The sequence below is a fragment of the Hydrotalea sp. GW822-HT8A01 genome (assembly GCF_058798575.1).
Map to the genome: position 1 here is coordinate 641,296 of NZ_CM179506.1, position 22,249 is coordinate 663,544.

A 22,249-nucleotide genomic window follows, 5' to 3' on the forward strand; every position below is an offset into this window, starting at 1 on the left:
TTATGTAAAAATAGGGTTTCGGGGCGTCCCCACCTGAATATGCCACAAAAATGAATGCAGGGAAGGTTATCTTTGTTGCATGTTAAAAGAAACACTTCTTCAAGCAGCACAGGCAGGTGCACGAGTTATGAAAATGTATTTTGAGCAACATTTTTCCGTTGCCTTTAAAAGTGAAGGGATGAATAATCTGGTAACGGAAGTAGATACCAAGAGTGAAGTGGCCATTATTGATGTTATTAAAAATGCGCATCCCATGCATGCTATTTTAAGTGAAGAAGCGGGCGCTTTGGTGCAAGACTCAAACTATAAATGGATAATTGACCCCATTGATGGCACTATTAATTATGCCAACGGCATACCTATTTGCTGTATAAGTATTGCCATTGAAAAAGAAGGTGAGATGATTTTAGGTGCTGTGCTGAACCCCTTTATGAATGAATTATTTGTTGCAGAAAAAGGAGAAGGTGCCACCTTAAACGGCAAAAAAATTCAAGTAAGTACTAAAGCAGCATTGTTAAACAGTTGTCTGGTTACCGGCTTTCCGTATAGTTATATAGACACCCCCAATGGTCCTATTCAGGTTTTTGAAAAATTAATACGCAAGGGGGTTCCCGTTAGAAGACTGGGTAGTGCCGCTATTGATTTGTGTTGGGTGGCTGCGGGTCGGTTTGATGGGTTTTATGAACACAAACTCAATGCATGGGATAGTGCAGCAGGATTTTTAATGGTGGAAGAAGCTGGCGGTAAGGTTACTGACTTTGCTGGCAACCCCTACAGTCCATACCAGCCCCATATTATAGCTACCAATGGTGTTATACACGAGGCATTGCAACAAGTAGTAAACGGTGGCACTTTATAAAAATGAATAAAAAATTATATGGAAAACAGAACTGAAATTTCGGAGTTAGGAGAATTTGGCCTGATAGAACATTTAACCAAAAATTTTGAGATTCAAAATGCATCTACCATTGTGGGTGTTGGAGATGATGCTGCCGTGATTGATCATTTCGGAAAACAAACGGTTATTACAACCGATTTGTTATTAGATGGCGTACATTTTGATTTAATGTATACCCCATTAAAACATTTGGGGTATAAAAGTATTGTAGTAAACCTGAGTGATATTTATGCCATGAATGCACAGCCTACACAGGTTACCGTAAGTATTGGAATCAGCAATCGTTTTAGTGTGGAAGCATTGAACGAATTGTATGAAGGCATTTATGCAGCCTGCGAAAAATATGGGGTTGATTTAGTAGGCGGCGACACTTCTACTTCTAAAAAAGGAATGGTAATATCTGTTACCGCCATAGGTGAAGTTGCGCCTGATAAATTTGTAAAAAGAAGTACCGCTCAAAAAGGCGATTTAATTTGTGTGAGTGGCGATTTAGGTGGCGCTTTCTTAGGCCTTACCCTCATGGAAAGAGAAAAGCGGATTTTTTTAGAAAACCCTAATATTCAGCCCAATTTAGAAGGCGAAGATTATATCGTGGGGCGTTTATTAAAGCCTGATGCTCGCCGAGATATCATCACTTTCTTTGAAAAAAATAATATAACACCCACTTCCATGATGGATGTTAGCGATGGGTTGAGTAGCGAGATTTTGCATTTATGCAAACAAAGCAATCTCGGCTGCAGGTTGTATGAAGATAAATTACCGATCAATGAACTTTCCCGTGCAGCTGCCTTTAAATTTGGTTTAGACCCAACGGTTTGTGCACTGAATGGTGGAGAAGATTATGAACTGGTATTTACGCTGAAGCAAGAAGATTACGAAGCCATTACCATTAATGAAGAAATTGCTGTAGTGGGTTATATGACCGGACCCGAAGAGGGAAAGAAAATGATTAGCCGCGGAGGAAATTTATTTGATATTACAGCACAGGGATGGAATGCTTTTCATGGGTAAGCAAGGCTACATAAAAAAAGAGATACCGCTCAAGCGCAAAATACCATTGTATGGTCTGCTGTTGATTGTATTACTACAAGGCTGTTCCGTTAGTAAGTATGTTCCCCAACAAAAAATACCTCCGCAACGTTTACAAAAAGATGTGGCTATTTTAAAAAAAACGTTGCAACAAAACCATCCGGGATTATATTGGTATGCCGATAAAACTAATATTGATGCAGCTTTTACAGCATTGCAACAATCGGTAATCGATTCATTAACCGAGCTGGCTTTTCATAACAAAGTGGCACAAATGGTAGCTACCATTGAATGTGGCCATACGGCAGTAAGATTTTCTAAACTATATATTCATTATTTGATGAACAACCGGTTCCCGATGTTTCCACTCTATTTGTATAATTGGAAAAATCATTTGTATGTATTTAAAAATATGCATGCAAAAGATACAATGCTCATTAAAGGCATGGAGGTATTGACCATCAATCAATTTTCGGCTGCACAAATTATCGACTCCCTTTATCAGTTCATCAGTGCCGATGCCAATAATCCATATTTTAAAGCACAGGTAATCAGCAACAATTTTCCAGCTTGGTATCGGTTGGTATTTGGTTTAGATAGTACCTATCAATTACAATATATTGATACCTCCGGAGCAAAAAAAACGGTATGCCTCAAAAATTATGTTCCTGAAAAAGATACAAGTGCGCTTCATGCTACTACCATAAGAAGCAATAAGGCCTATCCGTTACCTGCTAAAAAAATATCTGCATTGCAATTAAAACGTTCTTTGCAAATAGATACCCTGCATCGCTTTGCTTATATGTATGTAAGCAGTTTTAGCGGTGGCAGGTTAAGGAGGTTTTTCCGCAAATCTTTTCGCACCATAAAACAACAAAAAATTACTCATTTAATAGTTGATGTAAGGGGTAATGGAGGTGGTAATGTTAATAAATCGGTTTTGCTTACCAAATATTTAATTCGGCAGCCTTTTAAAGTGGCCGACACAGCAGTATCCTTGCACAAAACCATGTGGGATAAGCGTTACATTCTTCCTTGGTGGTTGTATTGGTTTCCCATGCAATGGGGTTCAGTAAAAGGGGCAGATAGGTTGTTTCATGCAAAAAGGATTGAAACCCATATTTATCGTCCTAAATTAAAAAAACATTTTAACGGTCATATCTTTTTGTTGCAAGATGGCTACACATTTTCTGCAGCCGCTATGTTTACCGGCAGTTTAAAGGGGCAGCCGAATGTACAAATTGCTGGAACACCTTCGGGAGGTGCGTATTATGGCAACAATGCACTGTTTTTACCTCATCTCAAATTACCCAATTCTAAACTACGCATTACATTGCCCATGTATCGGGTAGTATTAGATAGTGCAAGGCCTAAAAATGGCAAGGGCGTTTTGCCCGATATGTGGGTGCAGCCGCAGCAACGTAACCATTTAACCCTACCGCCCAATGCTTTACAACAGGTAATATTCAAAATAGTACAAAACAAGTAAACAAGTCTAACATTTCTTTTAGCACCCTCATGCTTTTTTGCAGAAATTTCATCTGATTTTTAGCTTTTTGTTTATTCAGAACATGCAAAACTCATAATTTTTTATTATATTGTGAACATGCCCAAAAACCCTACGTTACGATAACATTTTATCACTGTCTTGTGTTAACATTTGTTGAATTGTATTAAATGTTGCAAGCATGTTTTTGAATAAAGAAATTTTAATAAAGAAAAGGCTGGAATTAAGAATAGAGCGTGTTTTGATGTATTTACAGGAACCACGGCGATAGGTTGTGCAATAGTATTATGGGTATGCATTGGTTGGAATTATAGCTGCCGGATTAATTCCTATTTTATTGCCATTAATGGTGGCCGATTTATCGCATCAGGTAAGTTGGGTGGGAATTGTTTTGAGTGCTAATAATTTGGGGTTATTGTGTTCATTTATTTGGGGCCGACTGGCAGATAAGTATCAAATGCACCGATTGCTGTTTTTTTCGGGAATAGCGGTGTTAATGCTGGTAGGTTTTTGTATTACTTATTTTAATGCATTATGGATATGGATGCTGTTGGCATTTTTGGCAGGCGCCTCTGTTGATGCCACCACTACAGTTGCTACTCTTTTTGTGGTTGAGTTTAATCCACAGAAAGAATGGGAGCCTCGTATTGTCTGGTTGCAAACATTTTATGGGATAGGTCAGGTAACCGGCCTGTTAATGGCCAGTGCGTTTGTAGTGAATATACAGGTTGGGTTTATTGCTGCTGCCATCATATTAATACCGGCATTGCTGATTGTTAGAAAAAGTATTCCAAAACAACAAATGCCGCATATTGCATTAACTGGATTGAAAGAGAAATTACTGAAAATAACGGATATACATTTTCTCGGATTTTTTGCCAGAATAGAAATGTATAGCAACACGTTGCATTTTTCTTTTATAAAAATTTACGAAACGGTGGGCTCAATAAAAAGCAAAACAACCACTCCCTTTGGTTGCTTTATGGTTTCCTGGTTTTTATTGTGTTTCGGTATTTCTTCCTTCTTTGCTTATTTGCCGGTAACCTTAAAAAATGCGTATGCGGTATCTTCTTCATTAACCTCTTTTATTTATGGCTTGTTTTCTGCAGTCGCCATTATTTTATATACTTATGGCGGAAAGCTTTCTGCAAAATGGGGCAGCAATAAAGTTTACCGGGCAGCTTTATTATTGCGTTTTACAGGTTTTATGATGTTGTTTGGCGCTTTTTTCTTTCCTTTTGGAAAAGAATGTGTGGCAATTCCCGGGTTTATTTTATTGGTAATTACCTGGCCATTAATCAGTATTTCGGGTACTGATTTGGCAGTAAAACTTTCTCCCTATAATAAAGGCGCTACCATGGGCTTATTCAATGCAATTTTGGCCATTGCTTCTGTTTTGGGAAGCTTTGTAAGTGCGCCTTTGCAACACTATTTGGGATATGCATCACTTTCAGGTATTGGCATACTTAGTCTTGGTATTTCTTATTTAGTGGTAATAAAGGAAAATGTTACGCAGCAAAGCGAATGAATGTAATATAATAAATTAGCGGAAAGAACCCGAACACATTTTCCCGGTTGCATTATTTTGTAATAATTGTATTTTGTTTTTCTAAAAAAGTTTTCCAGGCAATGGCCATTCTAATATCGGCATAACTAATGTCAGCAACAACATTCTGCTTTATGAATGTTATGCCTTTTGCTATAGTATCATTTGTTAACAGAGGCAATATGGAATTGAGTTTTTTTTCGGGAAGAAAATCTGTAACCTTTAATTTTCCTTCTGCAACATAGTGCGATAAATGATTTTGGATGGTTTGTACCGTTAATTGCCGCTCTTCAGCAATGACGGCTATACTTTTGCCGGATTGGTATAGTTGGAAACTGATGAATTTTGTGTCAGGCTTTACTACTTTGTCTGATTTTTCTTTTCTTTCTTTTTTCACTTTTATTTGATCCATCAACGAAGGCAAATCATGTTCATTGCAATAGCGTTGAATAATATCTAAAAAAATCATGCCATACTGAGCGGTTTTAACGGTACCAAACCCGCTTATTTTTTTTAAATCGTTCAATGTTTGTGGAAGGTATTGCGCCATTTCATACAAACTATTGCTGCCTGCAACCATATAAATGGGCAGATTTTTGCTTTCGCAAAGGCTATCGCGTTGTGCTTTTAATAATTTAAACAATGCTGCATTCGGAACCGGTTTATTGGTGGTTTGTATTGCGGTTGCATATGCATTTACGGAAAAGAAGGGCATTGTATACGCTTTTTTCTTCTGCAAAAAAACATCCACATAAAAACCATTGTTGCATAATTGCAATTGGTATTGTTGTTTTGCTAATTGTGTATACAATTCCTTGATTAAATCATTGTAATGTAAAGCCTGCAATTTACTGTCTGTACTTACTGGTGAGATTTTTAAAAATTCTAACAGGGTTTGTATTTCTTTATCAAAATAAAGAGCGGCCTGCTGTATTCTTAGTTGTAAGGCTGGTATTGCCTCTGGCAGCTCATCTTCCTGAAACAATTGAATTAATTGCGGATGAAATTTTTTTCCTACTTCAATTAGTGCATCAATTTTTTCTGAAATTTTTTGTACAAAGTCTATTGCAGAATCATTAAAGGCAGTTTGTTGTTCTGTAATAAGTGTTTTTAAAGCAGCACACAGGTTAGTAGCAGTTTCAAAATTAAATAATGCAATAATTGTTTTTTGTTGAAATAACTTTTTTGATTGCTGTAAAGTGTAAGGTAAAGCTTCTGTTTTGCAACCTGCTGCAAAATTTACAATGCGTTGATCGGTATGTAAACTCTGTGCTGAAATCTTGCTATGAAGTACTACTCCCTGCAAACTGGTACATCGGCTTAGTGCTACATATACCTGTCCGGGTGCGAAAGCAGCGCCGGCATCAATAATGGCTTTTTCAAAAGTAAGGCCCTGACTTTTATGAATAGTGATGGCCCAGGCCAAACGCAGCGGATACTGTGTAAATGCGCCCACTACCTCTTCTTCAATTTGTTGTTTTTGTGCATTGTGTGCATATCGAACATGTTCCCAACGGTATTTTTTCACTTCAATTAAATCGGGTTCGTTGGCACAACGAACAAATATTTTATCTTCTTCCATTTTATCAATTATCCCAATTTTACCGTTGAAATAACGTTTGGCTTTATCCGCATCGTTTTTAATAAACATTACCTGTGCCCCTACCTTTAATTGCAATGCAACATCGGCAGGATAATTTTTTTCCGGAAAATCCTGTTCAATGCTGGCATGAAAGGTATGTAAGGGTTTGGTTAGCTTTTTTAATTGTTGCGCATTAATATGGTCTGCTTTTTCGTTGTGGGTGGTTAACATGATGTACCCGTCTGCATCTGCACTCTGAAAATCGGGCCGATAATGTTGGTGCAACAAGGTATAACCGTTATCGCTTAAGCAATTGTTGCGAATTTGATTCAATATTTCAATAAAATCAGCATCTTTTTGCCGGTATATTTTATCTAATTCAATATAAGCTGGTGGTGCTGCCTGTATAACCCGGCTGCTGAAAAAATAAGGGCTATCATAGTATTCCGATAAAATTTGCCACTCTTCCTGTTTGGCAACAGGCGGCAGTTGATACATATCACCAATCAACAAAACCTGAACACCGCCAAAAGGCTCGTAATGACGTTTTCTAAAATGGCGCAACACAGTATCTATAGCATCCAGCACATCAGCCCGAACCATACTAATCTCATCAATAATCAGTAGTTCCAGCTCATTAAAAATTCTTCTTCTTTCTGTATTTATTTTTATTCGGCCCAATAAATAATGCCGGTCCATCATTTTGGGCGATGCGTTTTTGACATTTAATTGAAAATAATTTTTTGTATTGGTTTCCGGGATAAATGGACTGAATGGCAATTGAAAAAAAGAATGAATGGTAACGCCGCCGGCATTTATGGCAGCAACACCCGTGGGTGCAACAATGGCTAATTGTTTAAGCGATTGTTCTTTTATATATTTTAAAAAAGTGGTTTTACCCGTACCTGCTTTCCCGGTTAAAAAAACAGAACGTTGGGTATATTGAATAAAATCACTTGCTAATTGAAAGGCTTTGTTGGAAGTATCTGTTACCATGAGGGAATAAAGATAATTGGATACAATTTGTTTTCAAAAACAGATGGTTGCAAAACCTTTTCCGGCATTTTTATAAATGAGCGGATAAAGGGATGGATTATTTTTCTTTTCATTTCAAATGAATGATTGTTTCAGGTGTATTTACAGAAAATTTGTAATTTTTAAAAGCCTACCCGGCACTATTGCAGCAAGCCTTTATTCGGGTAACATTTTTTAAAAAAAACTGCAATTTAATATACAGTTAAACAAGGGTTAACGTTTAAAATTACAAACAAATTAGCAGTTGCTTTTCTCTTACATCATTCCATTTATTGGTAACCGATTTTTGGCAACCAAATATCTGCTGTAATCATACAATTGCTGAATTCTGTTATTTTTCCAGCCCAAGCTTTATAAAAATAATACCACATAATACCACAGCGCAACAATCAATCTCAATTATCCTCCTTTGCAATCCGCTTTAGTTTAATTGCATAAAAATCCGAATTATGTTATACTAACCATGGCAAACCATTAGCATAAAGTAAACAAAACAATAGTTGTAAGGATTTGCTGAAAATATACTCTGTTGTTTAACCGGGTAAGTACAGGGAAGGTATATTCTATCGCCCTTCCCTGCTTGTATTGCATACCCGATGTTTGCATTAAGCCTTAACCCCCTGCTTTTCCCCTAACATTAATATTTCGTTTACCTGCACTTCGGTAATGTATTTTTTATTACCCGCTTTGTCGTTATAAGAACGGGAAACCAATTTGCCTTCCAATGCCACCTCACTCCCTTTTTGTAAATATTTCTCGGCAATTTCGGCCACCTTACCCCAAGCAACAATATTGTGCCATTGCGTTTCAGCAATTTTTTCGCCTTTTGCATTGCGATAGGTTTCACTGGTGGCTACACTAAAACGAGCCATTTTTTTGCCCCCATCTAAATTTTTAATTTCTGGAGCATTACCTAAGTTTCCGATTAACTGAACTTTGTTTTTTAAAGCGTACATAGTTTTACAATTTGTGCTGTATTGGTTTGAACAGCGATGATGAATTTTGTTTATTTCAATTAAAGCCGGCGACGTCATTCCCGCTTCAACAACACAAAATTGCAACGGTTCAAAAACAGGAGTCGGTTTTTAATTATTTCTAATCGTATATAAATGTGTTTAAACGTTTGCACACAGATAAATATTTACTATATTGTAGTTTAAAACCCTTTGCTGATGTCGTTATCCACTCCCATAAAAACCTGTTTGTGTTGTGGTAAGCCTGTGAAAGGCCGGGCCGACAAAAAATTTTGCGATGATGCCTGTCGTAATACTTACAACAACGAACTCAAAGCCAAAAGCCATTACAGCAGTTATGTGCGCAGCATTAATAACAGCCTGATTAAAAACAGGAAAATATTGGAAGAATTACTACCCCAAGCATTGGGTATGATAAAACTGCCGCAGGAAAAATTGGTACAAAAAGGATTTTCTTTCACATACCACACCCATACCTATACCAACAAAAAGGGCGATACCTATTTTTTCTGTTATGATTATGGCTATCTGCCATTAGAAAACAATTGGTATTTATTGGTAAAAAGAAAAGAGGCATAGTGGGGGCTACTCCTTTAATGGAGGTGGGTGGTTGTTGCCTCGATATAATAAAGAAAAGTGGACGCTACCTCTTTTTATACAATACACATTTGATCCGGTGTGCGGTTGGGCTAATTCCGAAGCATTGTTGGGTAAAGATACACTAAGCATACTTGTGTTCAGAAAAGGCTATGTAAATGAAAAGGGGCTTTTTGTAATTGTACAAGGAGCAGGAAGCCTCTGGTAGTAGGCGCTTATAAAACTATGCTATGCTATTGTTAACCAAGCAAAATAGCATTAGTTATTTTTTATAGAACTATCTAATACAATTGGGGTGTGATTCAAAAAAATAATTTTTGGAATAAGCTACTATAATTTATATGTAGTAAAAATTAATTTGCGATTTTTTAATCTGCAGTTTAAAATTTTAATTCTTTTTTATTGTTAGAATACACTACTTTTGAAATGCTTTAGGGGTGCCGAAATACGGCTGAGATGATACCCTTTACCTGATCAGGATAATGCCTGCGTAGGGAAAAGTAAATACTTCTTTTTTTGCTGCTTTTTTGTATTTCCTAAAGTTTATTGGTTCTTTTTTATTTCACCATTATTAATGGTATATGACTATTCATTTAAATGAGGCTCAGATAGAATTATCTGAAGGCCAAACTATTACAGCGCTACTAGATAAACTTGCAATTACTTCATACAATGGAATTGCAGTGGCAGTTAACAATACTGTTATTCAAAAAAAAGACTGGGACGAGTATCAATTACAACCAAATGATAAGCTTGTTTTGATTCGGGCTTCGCAGGGAGGATAATTTAATTATTTAATACTTTTATTCAACACAATTATAAATATGAATAAGGATAAAGAAACGAAAGCTGAAAGCGATCTGATTATAACAACTCCAATAAGTGGTTCAAAAAAAATTTATGTACCGGGTAAGTTGTTTAATATTCAAGTAGCTATGCGGGAAATTCAATTGGGCGATACAATTCATTCCTCATTGGGAAAGGAAGAAGTATTGTCTAATGCACCTGTAACAGTTTATGATACCAGCGGCCCTTATACCGATTCTGCAATAGAAATTGATATAAGAAAGGGATTACCCCGTATAAGAGAATCATGGATCACTGAACGCGGTGATGTAGAGTTATTAAACGATTTCTCATCGGAATATAGTAGACAGCGATTAAATAATCCGGATCTGAAAAGTCTGCAATTTCAACATATTCGAAAACCATATAAAGCAAAGGCATGCAGGAATGTAACCCAATTACATTATGCACGAAAAGGTATTATTACTCCAGAAATGGAATACATAGCAATTCGTGAAAACCAGCAAATAGAGGAAAGGCAAAATAATCCATTGCTTGATCAACAACATGCAGGTAATAGTTTTGGTGCAGGAATGCCAATAAAAAAAATAACGCCTGAATTTGTTAGAGATGAGGTGGCAGCTGGCAGAGCTATTATACCTGCCAATATTAACCATCCTGAAAGTGAACCGATGATAATAGGCCGTAATTTTTTAGTTAAAATAAATACCAATATTGGTAATTCTGCTGTTACTTCTTCTATTGAAGAGGAGGTAGATAAAGCAGTATGGAGTTGCCGCTGGGGAGGCGATACTTTAATGGATTTATCAACCGGAAAGAATATTCATGAAACCAGAGAATGGATCATAAGAAACAGTCCGGTACCTGTAGGAACAGTACCAATTTATCAGGCATTAGAGAAAGTAAATGGTAAAGCAGAAGATTTAACCTGGGAAATTTTTAAAGATACATTGATTGAACAGGCAGAACAAGGGGTAGATTATTTTACAATTCATGCCGGGGTATTACTGCGTTATATTCCACTCACATCCAAAAGGTTAACCGGAATTGTTTCAAGAGGTGGTAGTATTATGGCAAAATGGTGTTTAGCACACCATAAAGAAAGTTTTCTTTACACACATTTTGAAGAAATCTGTGCTATTATGAAAGCTTATGATGTAAGTTTTTCATTAGGAGATGGTTTGCGCCCCGGTTCTATTGCCGATGCAAATGATGCTGCACAATTTGCAGAATTAGAAACACTTGGCGAATTAACAAAAATTGCATGGAAACATGATGTACAAGTGATGATTGAAGGCCCCGGCCATGTACCAATGCACCTGATTAAAGAAAACATGGAAAAACAACTTAAAGAATGTAATGAAGCACCATTTTATACATTGGGCCCTTTAACAACTGATATTGCGCCGGGATATGATCATATTACTTCTGCAATTGGTGCTGCAATGATTGGATGGTATGGAACGGCCATGCTTTGCTATGTAACTCCAAAAGAACACCTTGGTTTACCAAACAAAAAAGATGTAAAAGATGGTGTAATTACATACAAAATTGCTGCACATGCGGCAGACCTGGCAAAGGGGCACCCCGGTGCACAATATCGTGACAATGCGTTAAGTAAAGCCAGATTTGAGTTTCGCTGGGAAGACCAATTTAATTTATCATTAGATCCCGATACTGCCCGTTCCTTTCATGATGAAACGCTGCCTGCTGATGGAGCTAAGATTGCACATTTCTGTTCTATGTGCGGTCCTCATTTCTGTTCCATGAAAATTACACAGGATATTAGAAATTTTAGCGAAGAACAGGAAAAATTACAAATAAAAGGTATGGAAGAAAAATCAAAAGAATTTAAAGCAACAGGAGCAGAAATTTATAGATAAGCATGACAGCTACAAGACCTTATATACTAACAATTGCAGGATTTGATCCGAGTGGCGGAGCCGGCATTCTCTCTGATATAAAAACCATTGAAGCAAATGGTGGTTATGGATTGGGCGTTCTTTCTGCCAATACCTGGCAAAATGATATTGCTTTTGAAAAAGTTGAATGGGTTTCTTTAAAAGACATGCAAGCACAAATAAATATTTTAACAAGTAGGTTTAATTTTAAATATATTAAAATTGGCATAGTTCAAAATCTGGCTGCATTGTATGAGCTTCTGCTGTTTTTAAGAAAAAAAATTCCAGATGCTATTATTGTTTGGGACCCTATCATGAAAGCAAGTGCAGGATTTTTATTTCATAACTGTATTGAAAAAAAATTATTAGAAAACATTTTAAATTCAGTAAATGTTATAACCCCTAATCTTCCTGAAGCAGAAATTTTATTTGGCGCTCAATATCTCCAATTGTTTAATGAAATCAGTAAATCTTGTGCAGTTTATTTAAAGGGCGGTCATACAACCAATCAAGAAGCAGTTATAGATATGCTTTACTACAATAAAAACAGCTATCATTATAAACACGAACGATTACCTAAGGGAAGTAAACACGGCAGCGGTTGTGTTCTATCATCAGCACTCATAACTGCATTGGCAAATGGTTTGAAAATAGAACAAGCTGCCGAAACAGCTGCAAAATATACACATCATTTCCTTTCCAGTAGCAATTCACTTATCGGATATCACTATTTAAGCAAAATCAATATATGATTCAGCCCGTACAATTTATTGCCACTTCTGCCGAACAGGCTGCTGCTGCATGCAGTGGTGGTGTAAAATGGATACAACTTCGTTTAAAGCAGGTAGATTATGCTCATTACAAAACAATTGCCTTAGCTGTTCAAAAGGTATGTAAACAATATGAGGCTGTATTTATTATAGATGATAATGTGGAGCTGGCATTTGATATTAAAGCCGACGGTGTTCATATAGGCAAAGAAGATATGCCAATAACAGATGCTCGAAAATTATTAGGAAATGATTACATTATTGGTTGTACAGCAAACACACTGGGCGATATCATTAATTTAGCTGGTAGTACTGCTAATTATATTGGATTAGGCCCTTTTCGATTTACCACTACAAAACAAAAACTCAGCCCAATACTTGGTATAGAAGGCTATAGAACTATTTTCAAAGAATTAAAAGCAAAGGGCATTAATGCGCCACCAGTAATTGGTATAGGAGGTATACAGGTTGAGGATATAGTTCCACTATTACAAACCGGATTGTATGGTATTGCGGTTGCAGGCGCTATTGCTAAAGAAAAGAATATGTTAAATGCAGCGCAAAGAATCATGCAGGAATGTCAGAAAATAATATCTGTAAATACATTTTGAACTATTAATATATAATTAAAATGAATGATTCATTAATAATAGCAGGAATGCCTTTTAATAGCAGGCTTTTAACGGGTACCGGAAAATTTGGAAATCATTTGCTCATGCAGGAGGCTTTATTGGCCTCGGGCTCCGAATTGGTAACGGTAGCGCTGAAAAGAATTGAAATTTTATCTGCCGACGAAGCAATTATACCCTATTTACAAAACAATCAGTTTCATTTAATTCCCAACACATCCGGTGTTCGAAATGCAAAAGAGGCTGTATTTGCTGCTCAGTTGGCACGTGAAGCGCTGGGAACAAACTGGCTTAAATTAGAAATTCATCCTGATCCAAAATATTTATTACCCGATCCCATAGAAACATTATTAGCAGCAGAAGAACTGGTGAAGTTGGGATTTATTGTTTTGCCTTATATACATGCCGATCCGGTATTGTGTAAGCGATTGGAAGACGTGGGCGTTGCTGCGGTAATGCCATTAGGTGCACCTATTGGCAGTAATAAAGGACTTTTAACCAAAGATTTTTTATCAATTATCATTGAACAAAGCAAAGTGCCTGTTATTGTTGATGCCGGAATTGGTTCGCCCAGTCATGCTGCAGCAGCCATGGAAATGGGGGCCGCAGCTGTACTAGTGAACACTGCAATTGCAGTAGCAGAAAATCCGGTAGCAATGGGCGCTGCATTTAAAAAAGCTGTAGAGGCTGGCAGAATGGCTTATTTGGCCGGACTGGCAGCAGAAAGCAGTATAGCAGAAGCAAGTAGTCCGTTTACACAATTTTTAGCTGCTTTATAAAAAATAAAATCATGTTTCAGGAACAATATAATTTACTAAACTGGGATGCATTAAAAGAAAGCATTTATAGTAAAACAGCTGTTGATGTTGAAGTTGCTTTACATAAATCTAAACGCAATTTAGAAGATTTTAAAGCATTGATTTCTCCCGCGGCACTCCCATATCTTCAACAGATGGCAGTACTAAGCCACAAATTAACGCAAAAACGTTTTGGTAAAACACTACAGTTATATATACCATTGTATTTATCAAATGAATGCCAAAATATTTGCACCTATTGTGGGTTTAGTTATAATAATAAGCTGGCAAGAAAAACGTTAACCCCAAATGAGTTGATGCAGGAAGCAATGTATTTAAAAGAACAGGGTTTTGAGCATATCTTGTTGGTTACCGGCGAAGCCAATAAAACAGTGGGAGTTCCTTATATTCAACAAGCAATTACTTTACTAAAACCGCATTTTGCCAATATTTCTATTGAAGTGCAACCTATGGATGAAAATGACTATGCCACTTTAATTGCAGCAGGCCTTCATACAGTACTTGTTTATCAGGAAACCTATCATAAAGCAGATTATCACCTACATCATACAAAAGGGAAAAAGTCAAATTTCGATTACAGGCTGGGAACACCCGATAGACTGGGTAAGGCCGGTATTCATAAAATTGGTTTAGGCGTATTAATTGGATTGGAAGACTGGCGAACAGATAATTTGTTTACTGCTATACATTTAAGCTATCTCGAAAAAACTTACTGGAAAACGAAATATAGTATTTCTTTTCCCCGATTAAGGCCAGCAGAAGGTTTAATAGAACCGAAAGTTGTAATGAGTGATAAAGAATTGGTACAGCTAATTTGTGCCTGGCGTATTTTTAATGAAGAGGTAGAGTTGTCTATATCAACCCGTGAAAATGAATATTTTAGAGATAATATCATTCAGCTTGGTATTACCAGTATTAGTGCAGGTTCTAAAACAAATCCAGGTGGGTATGTTACTTCAATAGAATCTTTAGAGCAATTTGAAATAGATGACAGCCGCACACCGGCAGAAATTGTAGCAATGATAAAAAGAAAAGGGTATCAACCGGTATGGAAAGACTGGGAGTCCTTTGTGTAGAAAATAATTTGTATGCTAACTACGCAAGAGCAAATACGTTATCAACGTCAATTAATTTTACCCGAAATTGGTGTGGATGGGCAATTAAAACTGAAGGCAGCTAAAGTGCTGATTATTGGTGCCGGAGGATTGGGGTGCCCCTTGGTTCAATATCTTGCTGCTGCAGGTATTGGATACATTACAATAATGGATGGCGATAAAGTAGAAGAAAGTAATTTGCAAAGGCAAATTTTATACACATCATCAGATGTTGGATTATTTAAAGCAACAGTTGCATCTCAAAAAGTAAAAGCAATTAACCCATTTGTGAATGTAACTCCCATCAATGAATTTATTACCCCAGAGAATGCGCTTTCTATTATTGAAGAATATGACATTGTGGTGGATGGTTCAGATAATTTTACTACCCGATATTTAGTGAATGATGCTTGTGTCATAAAAAATAAACCACTTGTTTTTGGTTCTATTTATAAATTTGAAGGCCAGGTATCGGTATTTAATTTTCACGATGGTCCTACCTACCGATGTATATTTCCGGAACCCCTGGAGGATGATGATATGCCAAACTGTGCAGAAATTGGCGTGGTTGCAACCTTGCCTGGAATTATCGGAACTATCCAGGCAAATGAAGTAATAAAAATGATCACTGGGCAAAAAGAAATACTTTCCGGTAAGTTACTGGTAATAGATATAACTTCCATGCAATTTCAACTATATCACTTTAAAGCTAATCCCCTTAATAAAACCATTACTGCATTGCATTCTGAACTGAAGCACTGTATTAAAAAGAATTATTTTATTGATTTAAATACATTGCTGGAATTATTAGGGCATAAAGAATTGCAACTGATCGATGTTCGTGATACCGATGAACACAATAAAGAAAACTTAGGAGGATTAAATATTCCTATAAAAAAATTAAAAGATCATTATAGAGAATTAAACCCGGAAGTAATAACAGTACTGTATTGTGCAGTAGGCAACAGAAGTAAAATAGCAATGGAATTCTTGCTGGAAAAGGGTTTTAAAGAGGTATACAGCTTAGAAAAAGGTATTAGAGGATATAAAAAATAAAACATATATCTATCCTTTACAAAAAATTATAAAGCAACGGAAATAATCTTTTTTTTATCAAATATTTTTGCTAATCCTATCAACTGTTAATTAAAAAAATGAAAAAGCTATTGTTGTTATTTTCTTTTGTTAATTTTTTCTCTATAGGCTATTCACAAAGCAATGCTAGTGATAGCAGCGGCAGTAAGTGGCATCCTTCGGTAGGAATTAATTTAGAGCCAGTACCTGTTTATGATATATCAGGAGCAGACACAAGTTTTGTAAATAGCTTTTCTATAGCTCCTTATTTTTCTTATAGAAATGATAATGGTATTGGTATTATGTATTCGCCAAAATTTGTAATGGGAGGGGCAACTCCAGGCATTTATGTGCATGTAATAACTGCAGGAATTGAACAATATGGTAAAAAAGTATGGGATTATGTTTTAGATTATAGCCACTATTTTTTTACTGGCAATACAAGTATTCCTTATACGCCATTAAATAATGAGATATATTCCTCATTAACTTATAAGAAAAGCTGGATCCGTCCATTCATTCAGGCTGGTGTAGGATTTGGAAAAGATACAGAGAATGTATCGTCAACCTCAGCTTATGATGTTGGCGCCACAATTGGTATAAGTCATGCATTCAGTTGGGATAAAAATAATGCCAGCTATTTAATTAGCCCTTCAGTTACTTTAAATGCCGGTACTAATCAGTATTTTTCACTATTAAATATTACAAAATACATAGGTAGAAGTACAAAGTTTACGCAAATAGTAAAAAACAGTGTAGCAGCCGCAGCAGCCACACGCTCTGCCACTGCTAACAGAAGGGGTAGAAATACCGGCGGAAGTTCTCCCACTGGCGGTGGAACCACTACCACCACAACAACATCCTCTTTTATACCTGCTGAATCTTTTAACCTTAATAATATTGGCCTAGGTATTGAATCTGAAATTGATCTTGGCTCATTTGGTATTCGTCCTACTGCTAATGTTTATCTTCCGGTTAGTTCTTTTGTCGGTATTGGCGCAATTAGCTATTGGCAGTTGTCATTTGAGTATAATTTTTAATGAATATATTTTATGGTTTCTTTTCTTTTAATATTGATAAACAATTTTTTAATAAAATAAATTGTTTTACGGGGTTTGGCATAAGCCAAATACTTCCTATTGCAGCAACACCATCAAAACCGGCATTGAATAACAAATGAAGATTCGTTTCTGAAATTCCTCCCAAACCAATAATTTTTGGACAAACCTTTTTTTGCGTAGTTATTTTTAAACGGGTAGCCTGTATGTCCGAAATATTAATATTTCCTGTATATCCAGATTTAGAAATACTGTTAAAAACGGGGCTGATAAAAATATATTCAAATGGATGATTGTTGTTTTCTAATTCCTTCCATGAATGAAATGAAGCTGAGATTATTCTTGGGGCATTTGAAAAAACAGAAGCCATTTTTGCAGGGTTTTGCAATGTGGTTCCTGTGCAATGATATCCGATTGATGTAAAACTTTTTATTAGCTCCGGATGTGCATGAATAGAAATGCGGGGGTAAAAAGAGGGGTCTATCTTTTCAATAAATTTATGGTAATCTTCTATACTTGCATTCGGTTTTCTAATATGAAGCCTCTGTAAGTCTAATTGAAACATCTGATGAATCATTTCTGTTTCATTGGATGTATTTTCAGGAGGAGTAATAACAATTAAGTCCATTTTATTCGATTCATCTATTTAAAGGATAAATGTACAATGATCAAACAGAATGACTAAATTTGAATATGTATAAACCTGTTATTGGTAACATTAAAAAAATACAACTCAACTCCGGCTTATACCAACTACATAAGAACGGAACAGGAAAAAATGCCTTCGGAATGGACAATTCTTCCGAATTACTTAATGGCGGCTTCGGCCTTTATTCAACAATAAATTTAAAGAAAAATATCGGACCCATTAAGACAGATTATTTCAGAATTGGATTAGTCAGGAAAGGTAATGCCACTTTTGAAATTGGATTTGAAAAATATTTGGCTAACAGGAATTGTATAGTGTTTGGTATTCCTGAACAAATTTTTTCACTTAACAATATTAGTAAGGACTTTTTTGCCTACTATTTGCTTTTTAGTGAACTATTTATTGCCGATGCACTTTTTAAATTAAATAAGAATCAGCACTTCCCTTTTCTCACGTATTCAGGTTTTCAATGTTTTAAAGTAAGTAATGATTCGGCTAACGAAATTGAGGCCCTTATTTTCAAGATGAACGATGAAATTAAAAGAAATAAAACGGAATGCATTGAGGTTATTTGCTTATACATTCAACTCATTCTTATTCATGCAAACAGAAATTATAGAGCATTGTTGCTCACTCAACTCAATACATCTAATACCCTGCAAAACTTGTTCTACTCTTATTCAAAATTAGTAAGTCAGCACTTTCTTACAGTTAGGAAAGTAGCGGATTATGCCAAGAAGCTTCATGTTTCGCCCGATCACCTGAACAGGGCAGTAAAATGCAGTTCCAACAAAACAGCACATGAACTTATTGATGAAATGATTTTGATGGAAGCAAAATCGTATCTCCTTTATTCTAACATGACAGTTTCTGAAATTGCTTATAAACTTGAGTTTGCCGACCCTTCTCACTTCATTAGGTTCATTAAAAAAAATTGCAACATAACACCAGTTGAATTTCGTAAGAAGTCGTAACTGTACTATTCAAAGTCGGGTTTATACTAAGTCATTATCAACACTATTAGCAATTTTATACTGTTAATTCAATAGCCATCTGAGTTACTATTGTGTAACGGTAAGATAATTTTTTTGTATATTATTATTAAAAGCAGTTTCAATAGTATAATTATAATACTCTTGTATTTTTCACCTAATCTGAATGAATATGAAATCAAAATCTATTAACGAAGCAACAACACCCCGTCGCAAATTTTTAGGTAGGCTCGCGGCAGGTGCAGCCAGCATTGGAATTGCTAGCATGTCGCCATCCATTCGGCTTGCGGCAGCCACTTCAGGAGCTGCAGAAACTGTAACTGCCGCCGATGACTGGTTTAAAAAAATTAAGGGGAAGCACCGCCAGGTATTTGATGCCACCTCTCCTCATGAGGGATTTCCACTGGCTTGGGCCAGAGTATTTCTAACCACTAATAATGAAACCGGAACTCCCGATAACGAGTTGTGTGCAGTGGTTATCTTGCGTCACAGTGCCATTCCCATTGCCATGGAAGACCGGCTGTGGGCCAGATACAAACTGGGAGAAATGGTCAATGTCAATGACCCCATAACCAAAGCTCCTGCAGTGCGCAACATTTATTGGAATTCTCAACCAGGCGACTTACCACTGCCGGATATGTCTGTCGATCAACTACAAAAAAGAGGTGCTCTGTTTTGTGTCTGCAACATGGCTATCACTGTTTACAGTGGCATGTTTGCCAAAAAGATGAACCTCGATGCTGATGTAGTGAAAAAAGAGATATTGGCGGGAATTTTACCAGGCATTCAGGTAGTTCCCTCTGGTGTTTGGGCAACCAATCGGGCACAGGAGCATGGGTGCTCTTACTGTTTTGCAGGATGATAAAACGTGTAAGGGATTCATAACGCAATTTTTATAGCAGCCGCTTGTTTTTAATAAAATTCAGAAATGAAGTGGTGGAGGTTATTGACACCAAATAGCTTGTTAAGCCATTCAAGTTTCATTGAGGGTTATACAGGTTCTGTTTTTCTTTTTCAATCAAATAATTACAAAAGTAGAGAAAGGGTGGCATCACCTAAAAAACAAGAAATGAAACACTAAACCATATAAGCAACTAAACTAAAATTATATTTTATGCCTAAGTATGTTATTGAACGGGAAATTTCCAATGCAGGTAAAATGACTACAGAACAATTAAAAATTATTTCACAAGCATCTTGTGGCGTGCTCAGCAATATGGGGCCTAAAATTCAATGGCTGCAAAGTTATGTAACTGGAAACAAAATTTATTGTGTATATATTGCGCCAAATGAGCAAATGGTTCGTGAACATGCAAAACAAGGAGGATTCCCAGCTAACTCCGTAAATGAAGTAGTGACAATCATTGACCCAACTACAGCGGAATAATATAAGAGGAAACCCCGTGATTAATAATTCCAATAATCGATTGAAGTGGTATACTAAAAGCATACCATTGCATGCTTTTATTGTACTATCCGCTTAAACTTAAAATACTTTCAAATGAAAAAATTCACACTTATTCTATTCATTATTATTTTCTCAACCCGTCATACTGTTAAAGCACAAGACCTGTGTTCCTACAATCCAAAATATTGTAAATTATTAAGTGATACGGCAGGAATCAAAATGATGTTAATTACACTTCCTCCGGGTGCTAAATTGTCTGAGCATACTCATCCAATAAATATGGGATATGTTATAAAAGGAAGCCTCTACAAGTGGGAATATACAACTGGTAAGATGGAAAGTGCAAATATGAAACCTGGCGATTCGTTTTATGGCGGGCCTGAAACGCCTCATCATTCGTGGAATGCCGGCAAGTCGGTATTGCAGTTCATACTAATCGAAAAACAGAAGTGACAAAATCGTGTGTAACATCTTATTTGTGTTAACAAATTTTGGGCTGGCTTATTTATCCATTGTTGTATTTGGTATACATTTTAATCAGAGGATCGTTTTCAGGTTTTTATCCTTATCCATTTGTGAATGTTTTACAAATTGGATAGCAACAAACCCTTTTGAATGCCTTGATTTTATTTTTTGTATTTGCAGGTCCGGGAGCGCTTTTTATATTTTTAGGAAAAATGTTTCCTAAAAGAAAAAGTTCCAAAACAACAATATTTTAAAAACAGATTATTTTATACATCTGCGGGAATATATTTTGGATGAAATGAAGAATTAATGTTAAATTGCTAGTGATGATGAACAAATCAATACCATAGTATGCTGCGCTTCCAAAGAAATATATTTTTAATACTGAGTTTATTAATGATGGCTGCTATGGCCGATGCGCAATTGCCCGCCCCGGCAAAATCGATTCCTGATTTTCAATTGTATCAATTTAACGGACAGCCATTTGTGCGTAATAACCTTCCAAAGAATAAACTGCTGTTTTTTATATTTTTTGATGTAACCTGCGATCACTGTCAGCATGCTTTCCGTGAAATAAATGCGCATTATAATGCCATGAAAGGTGTTGCGATGTATTTGATTTCTTTAGATTCTGAAGCCGGCATGGCCAATTTTATAACCAGGTTTGCACCTAATTTGGTGGGCAAACCCAATATTACATTGTTGCGTGATGTGCAAAATCAGTTTATACAACACTTTGCACCCCGAAAATATCCTTCTATGTTCCTGTACAATGCAAAAAGGCAGTTGTTATTGTATGATGACGAACCGGAACATTTTCAGCAATTTTTGCAGGCTATTCATTCAAATACACATGCATGAGTGAATATGACTTTTGTCACAGTTCATGGCCAAACTTTATTGTAGTTTTAAGCATTGTTTTACCTAAAATAACGGTGTATGTCTTACTATTTTTCAGCAATCGTGAACGACAGTTTCTCCAATACCATTCAAAGAGTAACCGATGCTTTAAAGGCGGAAGGTTTTGGCGTATTAACGGAAATTGATATGAAAGCTACTTTAAAGAAAAAATTGGATGTTGAAATTGCACCCTACACCATATTAGGTGCCTGTAATCCACCTTTTGCCTATCAGGCCTTACAGGCAGAAGATAAAATTGGCACCATGTTGCCCTGTAATGTAATTATACAGGAAAAGGGATCGGGAAAAGTAGAAGTAGCTGCCGTTGATCCTGCTGCATCTATGCAGGCCATTCAAAATGCGGAATTGGAAAAAATTGCCGGTGCTGTTCGCGATAAAATGCAAAAGGTGATTCAGCACCTTGTATAATTGTGTCGGCAATTTTCTAACTTCATAGTACTCGTTCAAAACAATGGGCAGGGCTTATTGTGCATCTGTACACAAACGTTTGTGCAT

23 protein-coding genes and 1 riboswitch are annotated in these 22,249 nt (G+C 36.3%); of the genes, 20 read left to right on the plus strand and 3 right to left on the minus strand.

Translation table 11 applies throughout. The features are described 5' to 3' along the window. Window positions 1-79: 79 nt before the first annotated feature. The 4 genes from AC3QLY_RS02845 to AC3QLY_RS02860 all read left to right on the plus strand — a co-directional run bounded on the left by AC3QLY_RS02845 (window position 80) and on the right by AC3QLY_RS02860 (window position 4,962). Entirely contained in the window at window positions 80-859 is a 780-nt protein-coding gene (locus tag AC3QLY_RS02845; protein WP_218331123.1) for an inositol monophosphatase family protein, read from the plus strand. 18 nt (window positions 860-877) lie between these two features. Next, the gene (gene thiL, locus AC3QLY_RS02850) at window positions 878-1,909 is read left to right on the plus strand and encodes a thiamine-phosphate kinase (protein WP_074421281.1); all 1,032 of its coding nucleotides are present in this window, start codon (window positions 878-880) and stop codon (window positions 1,907-1,909) included. Continuing rightward, a complete protein-coding gene (locus AC3QLY_RS02855) occupies window positions 1,902-3,416 on the plus strand; it encodes a S41 family peptidase (RefSeq protein ID WP_218331124.1) in 1,515 nt (504 codons plus the stop codon). The genes thiL and AC3QLY_RS02855 overlap by 8 nt, the downstream gene beginning before the upstream one ends. A gap of 316 nt (window positions 3,417-3,732) precedes the next feature. Then, window positions 3,733-4,962 carry an MFS transporter gene (locus tag AC3QLY_RS02860; protein ID WP_492990541.1) on the plus strand — a complete coding sequence of 410 codons (1,230 nt, stop codon included), beginning with the start codon at window positions 3,733-3,735 and terminating at the stop codon, window positions 4,960-4,962. A gap of 52 nt (window positions 4,963-5,014) precedes the next feature. On the opposite strand, the gene AC3QLY_RS02865 is transcribed toward AC3QLY_RS02860, so the two are convergent. Together AC3QLY_RS02865 and AC3QLY_RS02870 are read right to left on the minus strand one after the other, a co-directional pair. Beyond that, the gene (locus AC3QLY_RS02865; RefSeq protein ID WP_492990543.1) at window positions 5,015-7,558 is read right to left on the minus strand and encodes a helix-turn-helix domain-containing protein; all 2,544 of its coding nucleotides are present in this window, start codon (window positions 7,556-7,558) and stop codon (window positions 5,015-5,017) included. A 644-nt stretch (window positions 7,559-8,202) separates the two neighbouring features. Beyond that, window positions 8,203-8,553, minus strand: a complete 351-nt coding sequence (locus tag AC3QLY_RS02870; protein ID WP_074418216.1) for a single-stranded DNA-binding protein — start codon at window positions 8,551-8,553, stop codon at window positions 8,203-8,205. Window positions 8,554-8,769: 216 nt separating this feature from the next. On the opposite strand from AC3QLY_RS02870, the gene AC3QLY_RS02875 reads away from it, so the two are divergent. The 9 genes from AC3QLY_RS02875 to AC3QLY_RS02915 all read left to right on the plus strand — a co-directional run bounded on the left by AC3QLY_RS02875 (window position 8,770) and on the right by AC3QLY_RS02915 (window position 17,301). Beyond that, window positions 8,770-9,150: a hypothetical protein gene (locus AC3QLY_RS02875; RefSeq protein ID WP_074418207.1), complete on the plus strand. Its 381-nt coding sequence runs from the start codon at window positions 8,770-8,772 to the stop codon at window positions 9,148-9,150. Window positions 9,151-9,591: 441 nt separating this feature from the next. Next, a riboswitch (TPP riboswitch) is annotated at window positions 9,592-9,682 on the plus strand. Window positions 9,683-9,749: 67 nt separating this feature from the next. Beyond that, window positions 9,750-9,953 (plus strand): sulfur carrier protein ThiS, encoded by a 204-nt coding sequence (thiS, locus tag AC3QLY_RS02880; protein WP_068243955.1) that lies wholly within the window; start codon window positions 9,750-9,752, stop codon window positions 9,951-9,953. A gap of 39 nt (window positions 9,954-9,992) precedes the next feature. Then, window positions 9,993-11,858 carry a phosphomethylpyrimidine synthase ThiC gene (thiC, locus tag AC3QLY_RS02885; RefSeq protein ID WP_074419447.1) on the plus strand — a complete coding sequence of 622 codons (1,866 nt, stop codon included), beginning with the start codon at window positions 9,993-9,995 and terminating at the stop codon, window positions 11,856-11,858. 2 nt (window positions 11,859-11,860) lie between these two features. After that, entirely contained in the window at window positions 11,861-12,628 is a 768-nt protein-coding gene (locus AC3QLY_RS02890; RefSeq protein WP_074418215.1) for a hydroxymethylpyrimidine/phosphomethylpyrimidine kinase, read from the plus strand. Beyond that, on the plus strand, window positions 12,625-13,257 hold the full coding sequence (locus AC3QLY_RS02895; RefSeq protein WP_141676780.1) for a thiamine phosphate synthase: 633 nt from the start codon (window positions 12,625-12,627) through the stop codon (window positions 13,255-13,257). Before AC3QLY_RS02890 ends, AC3QLY_RS02895 begins: the two co-directional genes overlap by 4 nt. A gap of 20 nt (window positions 13,258-13,277) precedes the next feature. Continuing rightward, window positions 13,278-14,054 carry a thiazole synthase gene (locus AC3QLY_RS02900; RefSeq protein WP_068243963.1) on the plus strand — a complete coding sequence of 259 codons (777 nt, stop codon included), beginning with the start codon at window positions 13,278-13,280 and terminating at the stop codon, window positions 14,052-14,054. 11 nt (window positions 14,055-14,065) lie between these two features. Then, window positions 14,066-15,169 (plus strand): 2-iminoacetate synthase ThiH, encoded by a 1,104-nt coding sequence (thiH, locus tag AC3QLY_RS02905; RefSeq protein WP_074418214.1) that lies wholly within the window; start codon window positions 14,066-14,068, stop codon window positions 15,167-15,169. A 12-nt stretch (window positions 15,170-15,181) separates the two neighbouring features. Then, window positions 15,182-16,243, plus strand: coding sequence for a HesA/MoeB/ThiF family protein (gene moeB / locus AC3QLY_RS02910; RefSeq protein WP_288072632.1), 1,062 nt, complete (start codon window positions 15,182-15,184; stop codon window positions 16,241-16,243). Window positions 16,244-16,341: 98 nt separating this feature from the next. Next, window positions 16,342-17,301 carry a hypothetical protein gene (locus tag AC3QLY_RS02915; RefSeq protein ID WP_074418212.1) on the plus strand — a complete coding sequence of 320 codons (960 nt, stop codon included), beginning with the start codon at window positions 16,342-16,344 and terminating at the stop codon, window positions 17,299-17,301. Between the two features lie 10 nt (window positions 17,302-17,311). Here AC3QLY_RS02915 and AC3QLY_RS02920 read toward each other — a convergent pair whose 3' ends face one another. Continuing rightward, window positions 17,312-17,947, minus strand: a complete 636-nt coding sequence (locus AC3QLY_RS02920; protein WP_074419628.1) for a thiamine phosphate synthase — start codon at window positions 17,945-17,947, stop codon at window positions 17,312-17,314. A gap of 65 nt (window positions 17,948-18,012) precedes the next feature. Between AC3QLY_RS02920 and AC3QLY_RS02925 the strand changes: the two genes are divergently transcribed. From AC3QLY_RS02925 to AC3QLY_RS02955, 7 genes are all read left to right on the plus strand, one after another. After that, window positions 18,013-18,942 (plus strand): helix-turn-helix domain-containing protein, encoded by a 930-nt coding sequence (locus AC3QLY_RS02925; RefSeq protein WP_074419629.1) that lies wholly within the window; start codon window positions 18,013-18,015, stop codon window positions 18,940-18,942. Window positions 18,943-19,132: 190 nt separating this feature from the next. Next, a complete protein-coding gene (locus AC3QLY_RS02930) occupies window positions 19,133-19,822 on the plus strand; it encodes a hypothetical protein (protein WP_074419630.1) in 690 nt (229 codons plus the stop codon). A gap of 252 nt (window positions 19,823-20,074) precedes the next feature. Beyond that, window positions 20,075-20,347: a DUF4242 domain-containing protein gene (locus AC3QLY_RS02935; protein WP_074419631.1), complete on the plus strand. Its 273-nt coding sequence runs from the start codon at window positions 20,075-20,077 to the stop codon at window positions 20,345-20,347. A gap of 114 nt (window positions 20,348-20,461) precedes the next feature. Then, entirely contained in the window at window positions 20,462-20,821 is a 360-nt protein-coding gene (locus AC3QLY_RS02940; RefSeq protein WP_074419632.1) for a cupin domain-containing protein, read from the plus strand. Between the two features lie 38 nt (window positions 20,822-20,859). Next, complete coding sequence (locus AC3QLY_RS02945) at window positions 20,860-20,967, plus strand: Pr6Pr family membrane protein (RefSeq protein WP_218331127.1); 108 nt, start codon at window positions 20,860-20,862, stop codon at window positions 20,965-20,967. A 217-nt stretch (window positions 20,968-21,184) separates the two neighbouring features. Further along, window positions 21,185-21,694 carry a peroxiredoxin family protein gene (locus AC3QLY_RS02950; protein WP_074421121.1) on the plus strand — a complete coding sequence of 170 codons (510 nt, stop codon included), beginning with the start codon at window positions 21,185-21,187 and terminating at the stop codon, window positions 21,692-21,694. Between the two features lie 78 nt (window positions 21,695-21,772). Beyond that, on the plus strand, window positions 21,773-22,162 hold the full coding sequence (locus tag AC3QLY_RS02955; protein ID WP_218331128.1) for a DUF302 domain-containing protein: 390 nt from the start codon (window positions 21,773-21,775) through the stop codon (window positions 22,160-22,162). Window positions 22,163-22,249: the final 87 nt, after the last annotated feature.

Coding starts and splice junctions, on each gene's coding strand:
- AC3QLY_RS02895 (WP_141676780.1), top strand. CDS start 12,625: ATGATTCAGCCCGTACAATTTATTGCCACTTCTGCCGAACAGGCTGCT.
- AC3QLY_RS02920 (WP_074419628.1), bottom strand. CDS start 17,947: ATGGACTTAATTGTTATTACTCCTCCTGAAAATACATCCAATGAAACA.
- thiS (WP_068243955.1), top strand. CDS start 9,750: ATGACTATTCATTTAAATGAGGCTCAGATAGAATTATCTGAAGGCCAA.
- AC3QLY_RS02845 (WP_218331123.1), top strand. CDS start 80: ATGTTAAAAGAAACACTTCTTCAAGCAGCACAGGCAGGTGCACGAGTT.
- AC3QLY_RS02915 (WP_074418212.1), top strand. CDS start 16,342: ATGAAAAAGCTATTGTTGTTATTTTCTTTTGTTAATTTTTTCTCTATA.
- AC3QLY_RS02935 (WP_074419631.1), top strand. CDS start 20,075: ATGCCTAAGTATGTTATTGAACGGGAAATTTCCAATGCAGGTAAAATG.
- AC3QLY_RS02890 (WP_074418215.1), top strand. CDS start 11,861: ATGACAGCTACAAGACCTTATATACTAACAATTGCAGGATTTGATCCG.
- thiH (WP_074418214.1), top strand. CDS start 14,066: ATGTTTCAGGAACAATATAATTTACTAAACTGGGATGCATTAAAAGAA.
- AC3QLY_RS02870 (WP_074418216.1), bottom strand. CDS start 8,553: ATGTACGCTTTAAAAAACAAAGTTCAGTTAATCGGAAACTTAGGTAAT.
- AC3QLY_RS02865 (WP_492990543.1), bottom strand. CDS start 7,558: ATGGTAACAGATACTTCCAACAAAGCCTTTCAATTAGCAAGTGATTTT.
- AC3QLY_RS02900 (WP_068243963.1), top strand. CDS start 13,278: ATGAATGATTCATTAATAATAGCAGGAATGCCTTTTAATAGCAGGCTT.
- AC3QLY_RS02950 (WP_074421121.1), top strand. CDS start 21,185: ATGCTGCGCTTCCAAAGAAATATATTTTTAATACTGAGTTTATTAATG.
- AC3QLY_RS02875 (WP_074418207.1), top strand. CDS start 8,770: ATGTCGTTATCCACTCCCATAAAAACCTGTTTGTGTTGTGGTAAGCCT.
- AC3QLY_RS02940 (WP_074419632.1), top strand. CDS start 20,462: ATGAAAAAATTCACACTTATTCTATTCATTATTATTTTCTCAACCCGT.
- AC3QLY_RS02955 (WP_218331128.1), top strand. CDS start 21,773: ATGTCTTACTATTTTTCAGCAATCGTGAACGACAGTTTCTCCAATACC.
- AC3QLY_RS02855 (WP_218331124.1), top strand. CDS start 1,902: ATGGGTAAGCAAGGCTACATAAAAAAAGAGATACCGCTCAAGCGCAAA.
- AC3QLY_RS02925 (WP_074419629.1), top strand. CDS start 18,013: ATGTATAAACCTGTTATTGGTAACATTAAAAAAATACAACTCAACTCC.
- AC3QLY_RS02930 (WP_074419630.1), top strand. CDS start 19,133: ATGAAATCAAAATCTATTAACGAAGCAACAACACCCCGTCGCAAATTT.
- moeB (WP_288072632.1), top strand. CDS start 15,182: ATGCTAACTACGCAAGAGCAAATACGTTATCAACGTCAATTAATTTTA.
- thiL (WP_074421281.1), top strand. CDS start 878: ATGGAAAACAGAACTGAAATTTCGGAGTTAGGAGAATTTGGCCTGATA.
- thiC (WP_074419447.1), top strand. CDS start 9,993: ATGAATAAGGATAAAGAAACGAAAGCTGAAAGCGATCTGATTATAACA.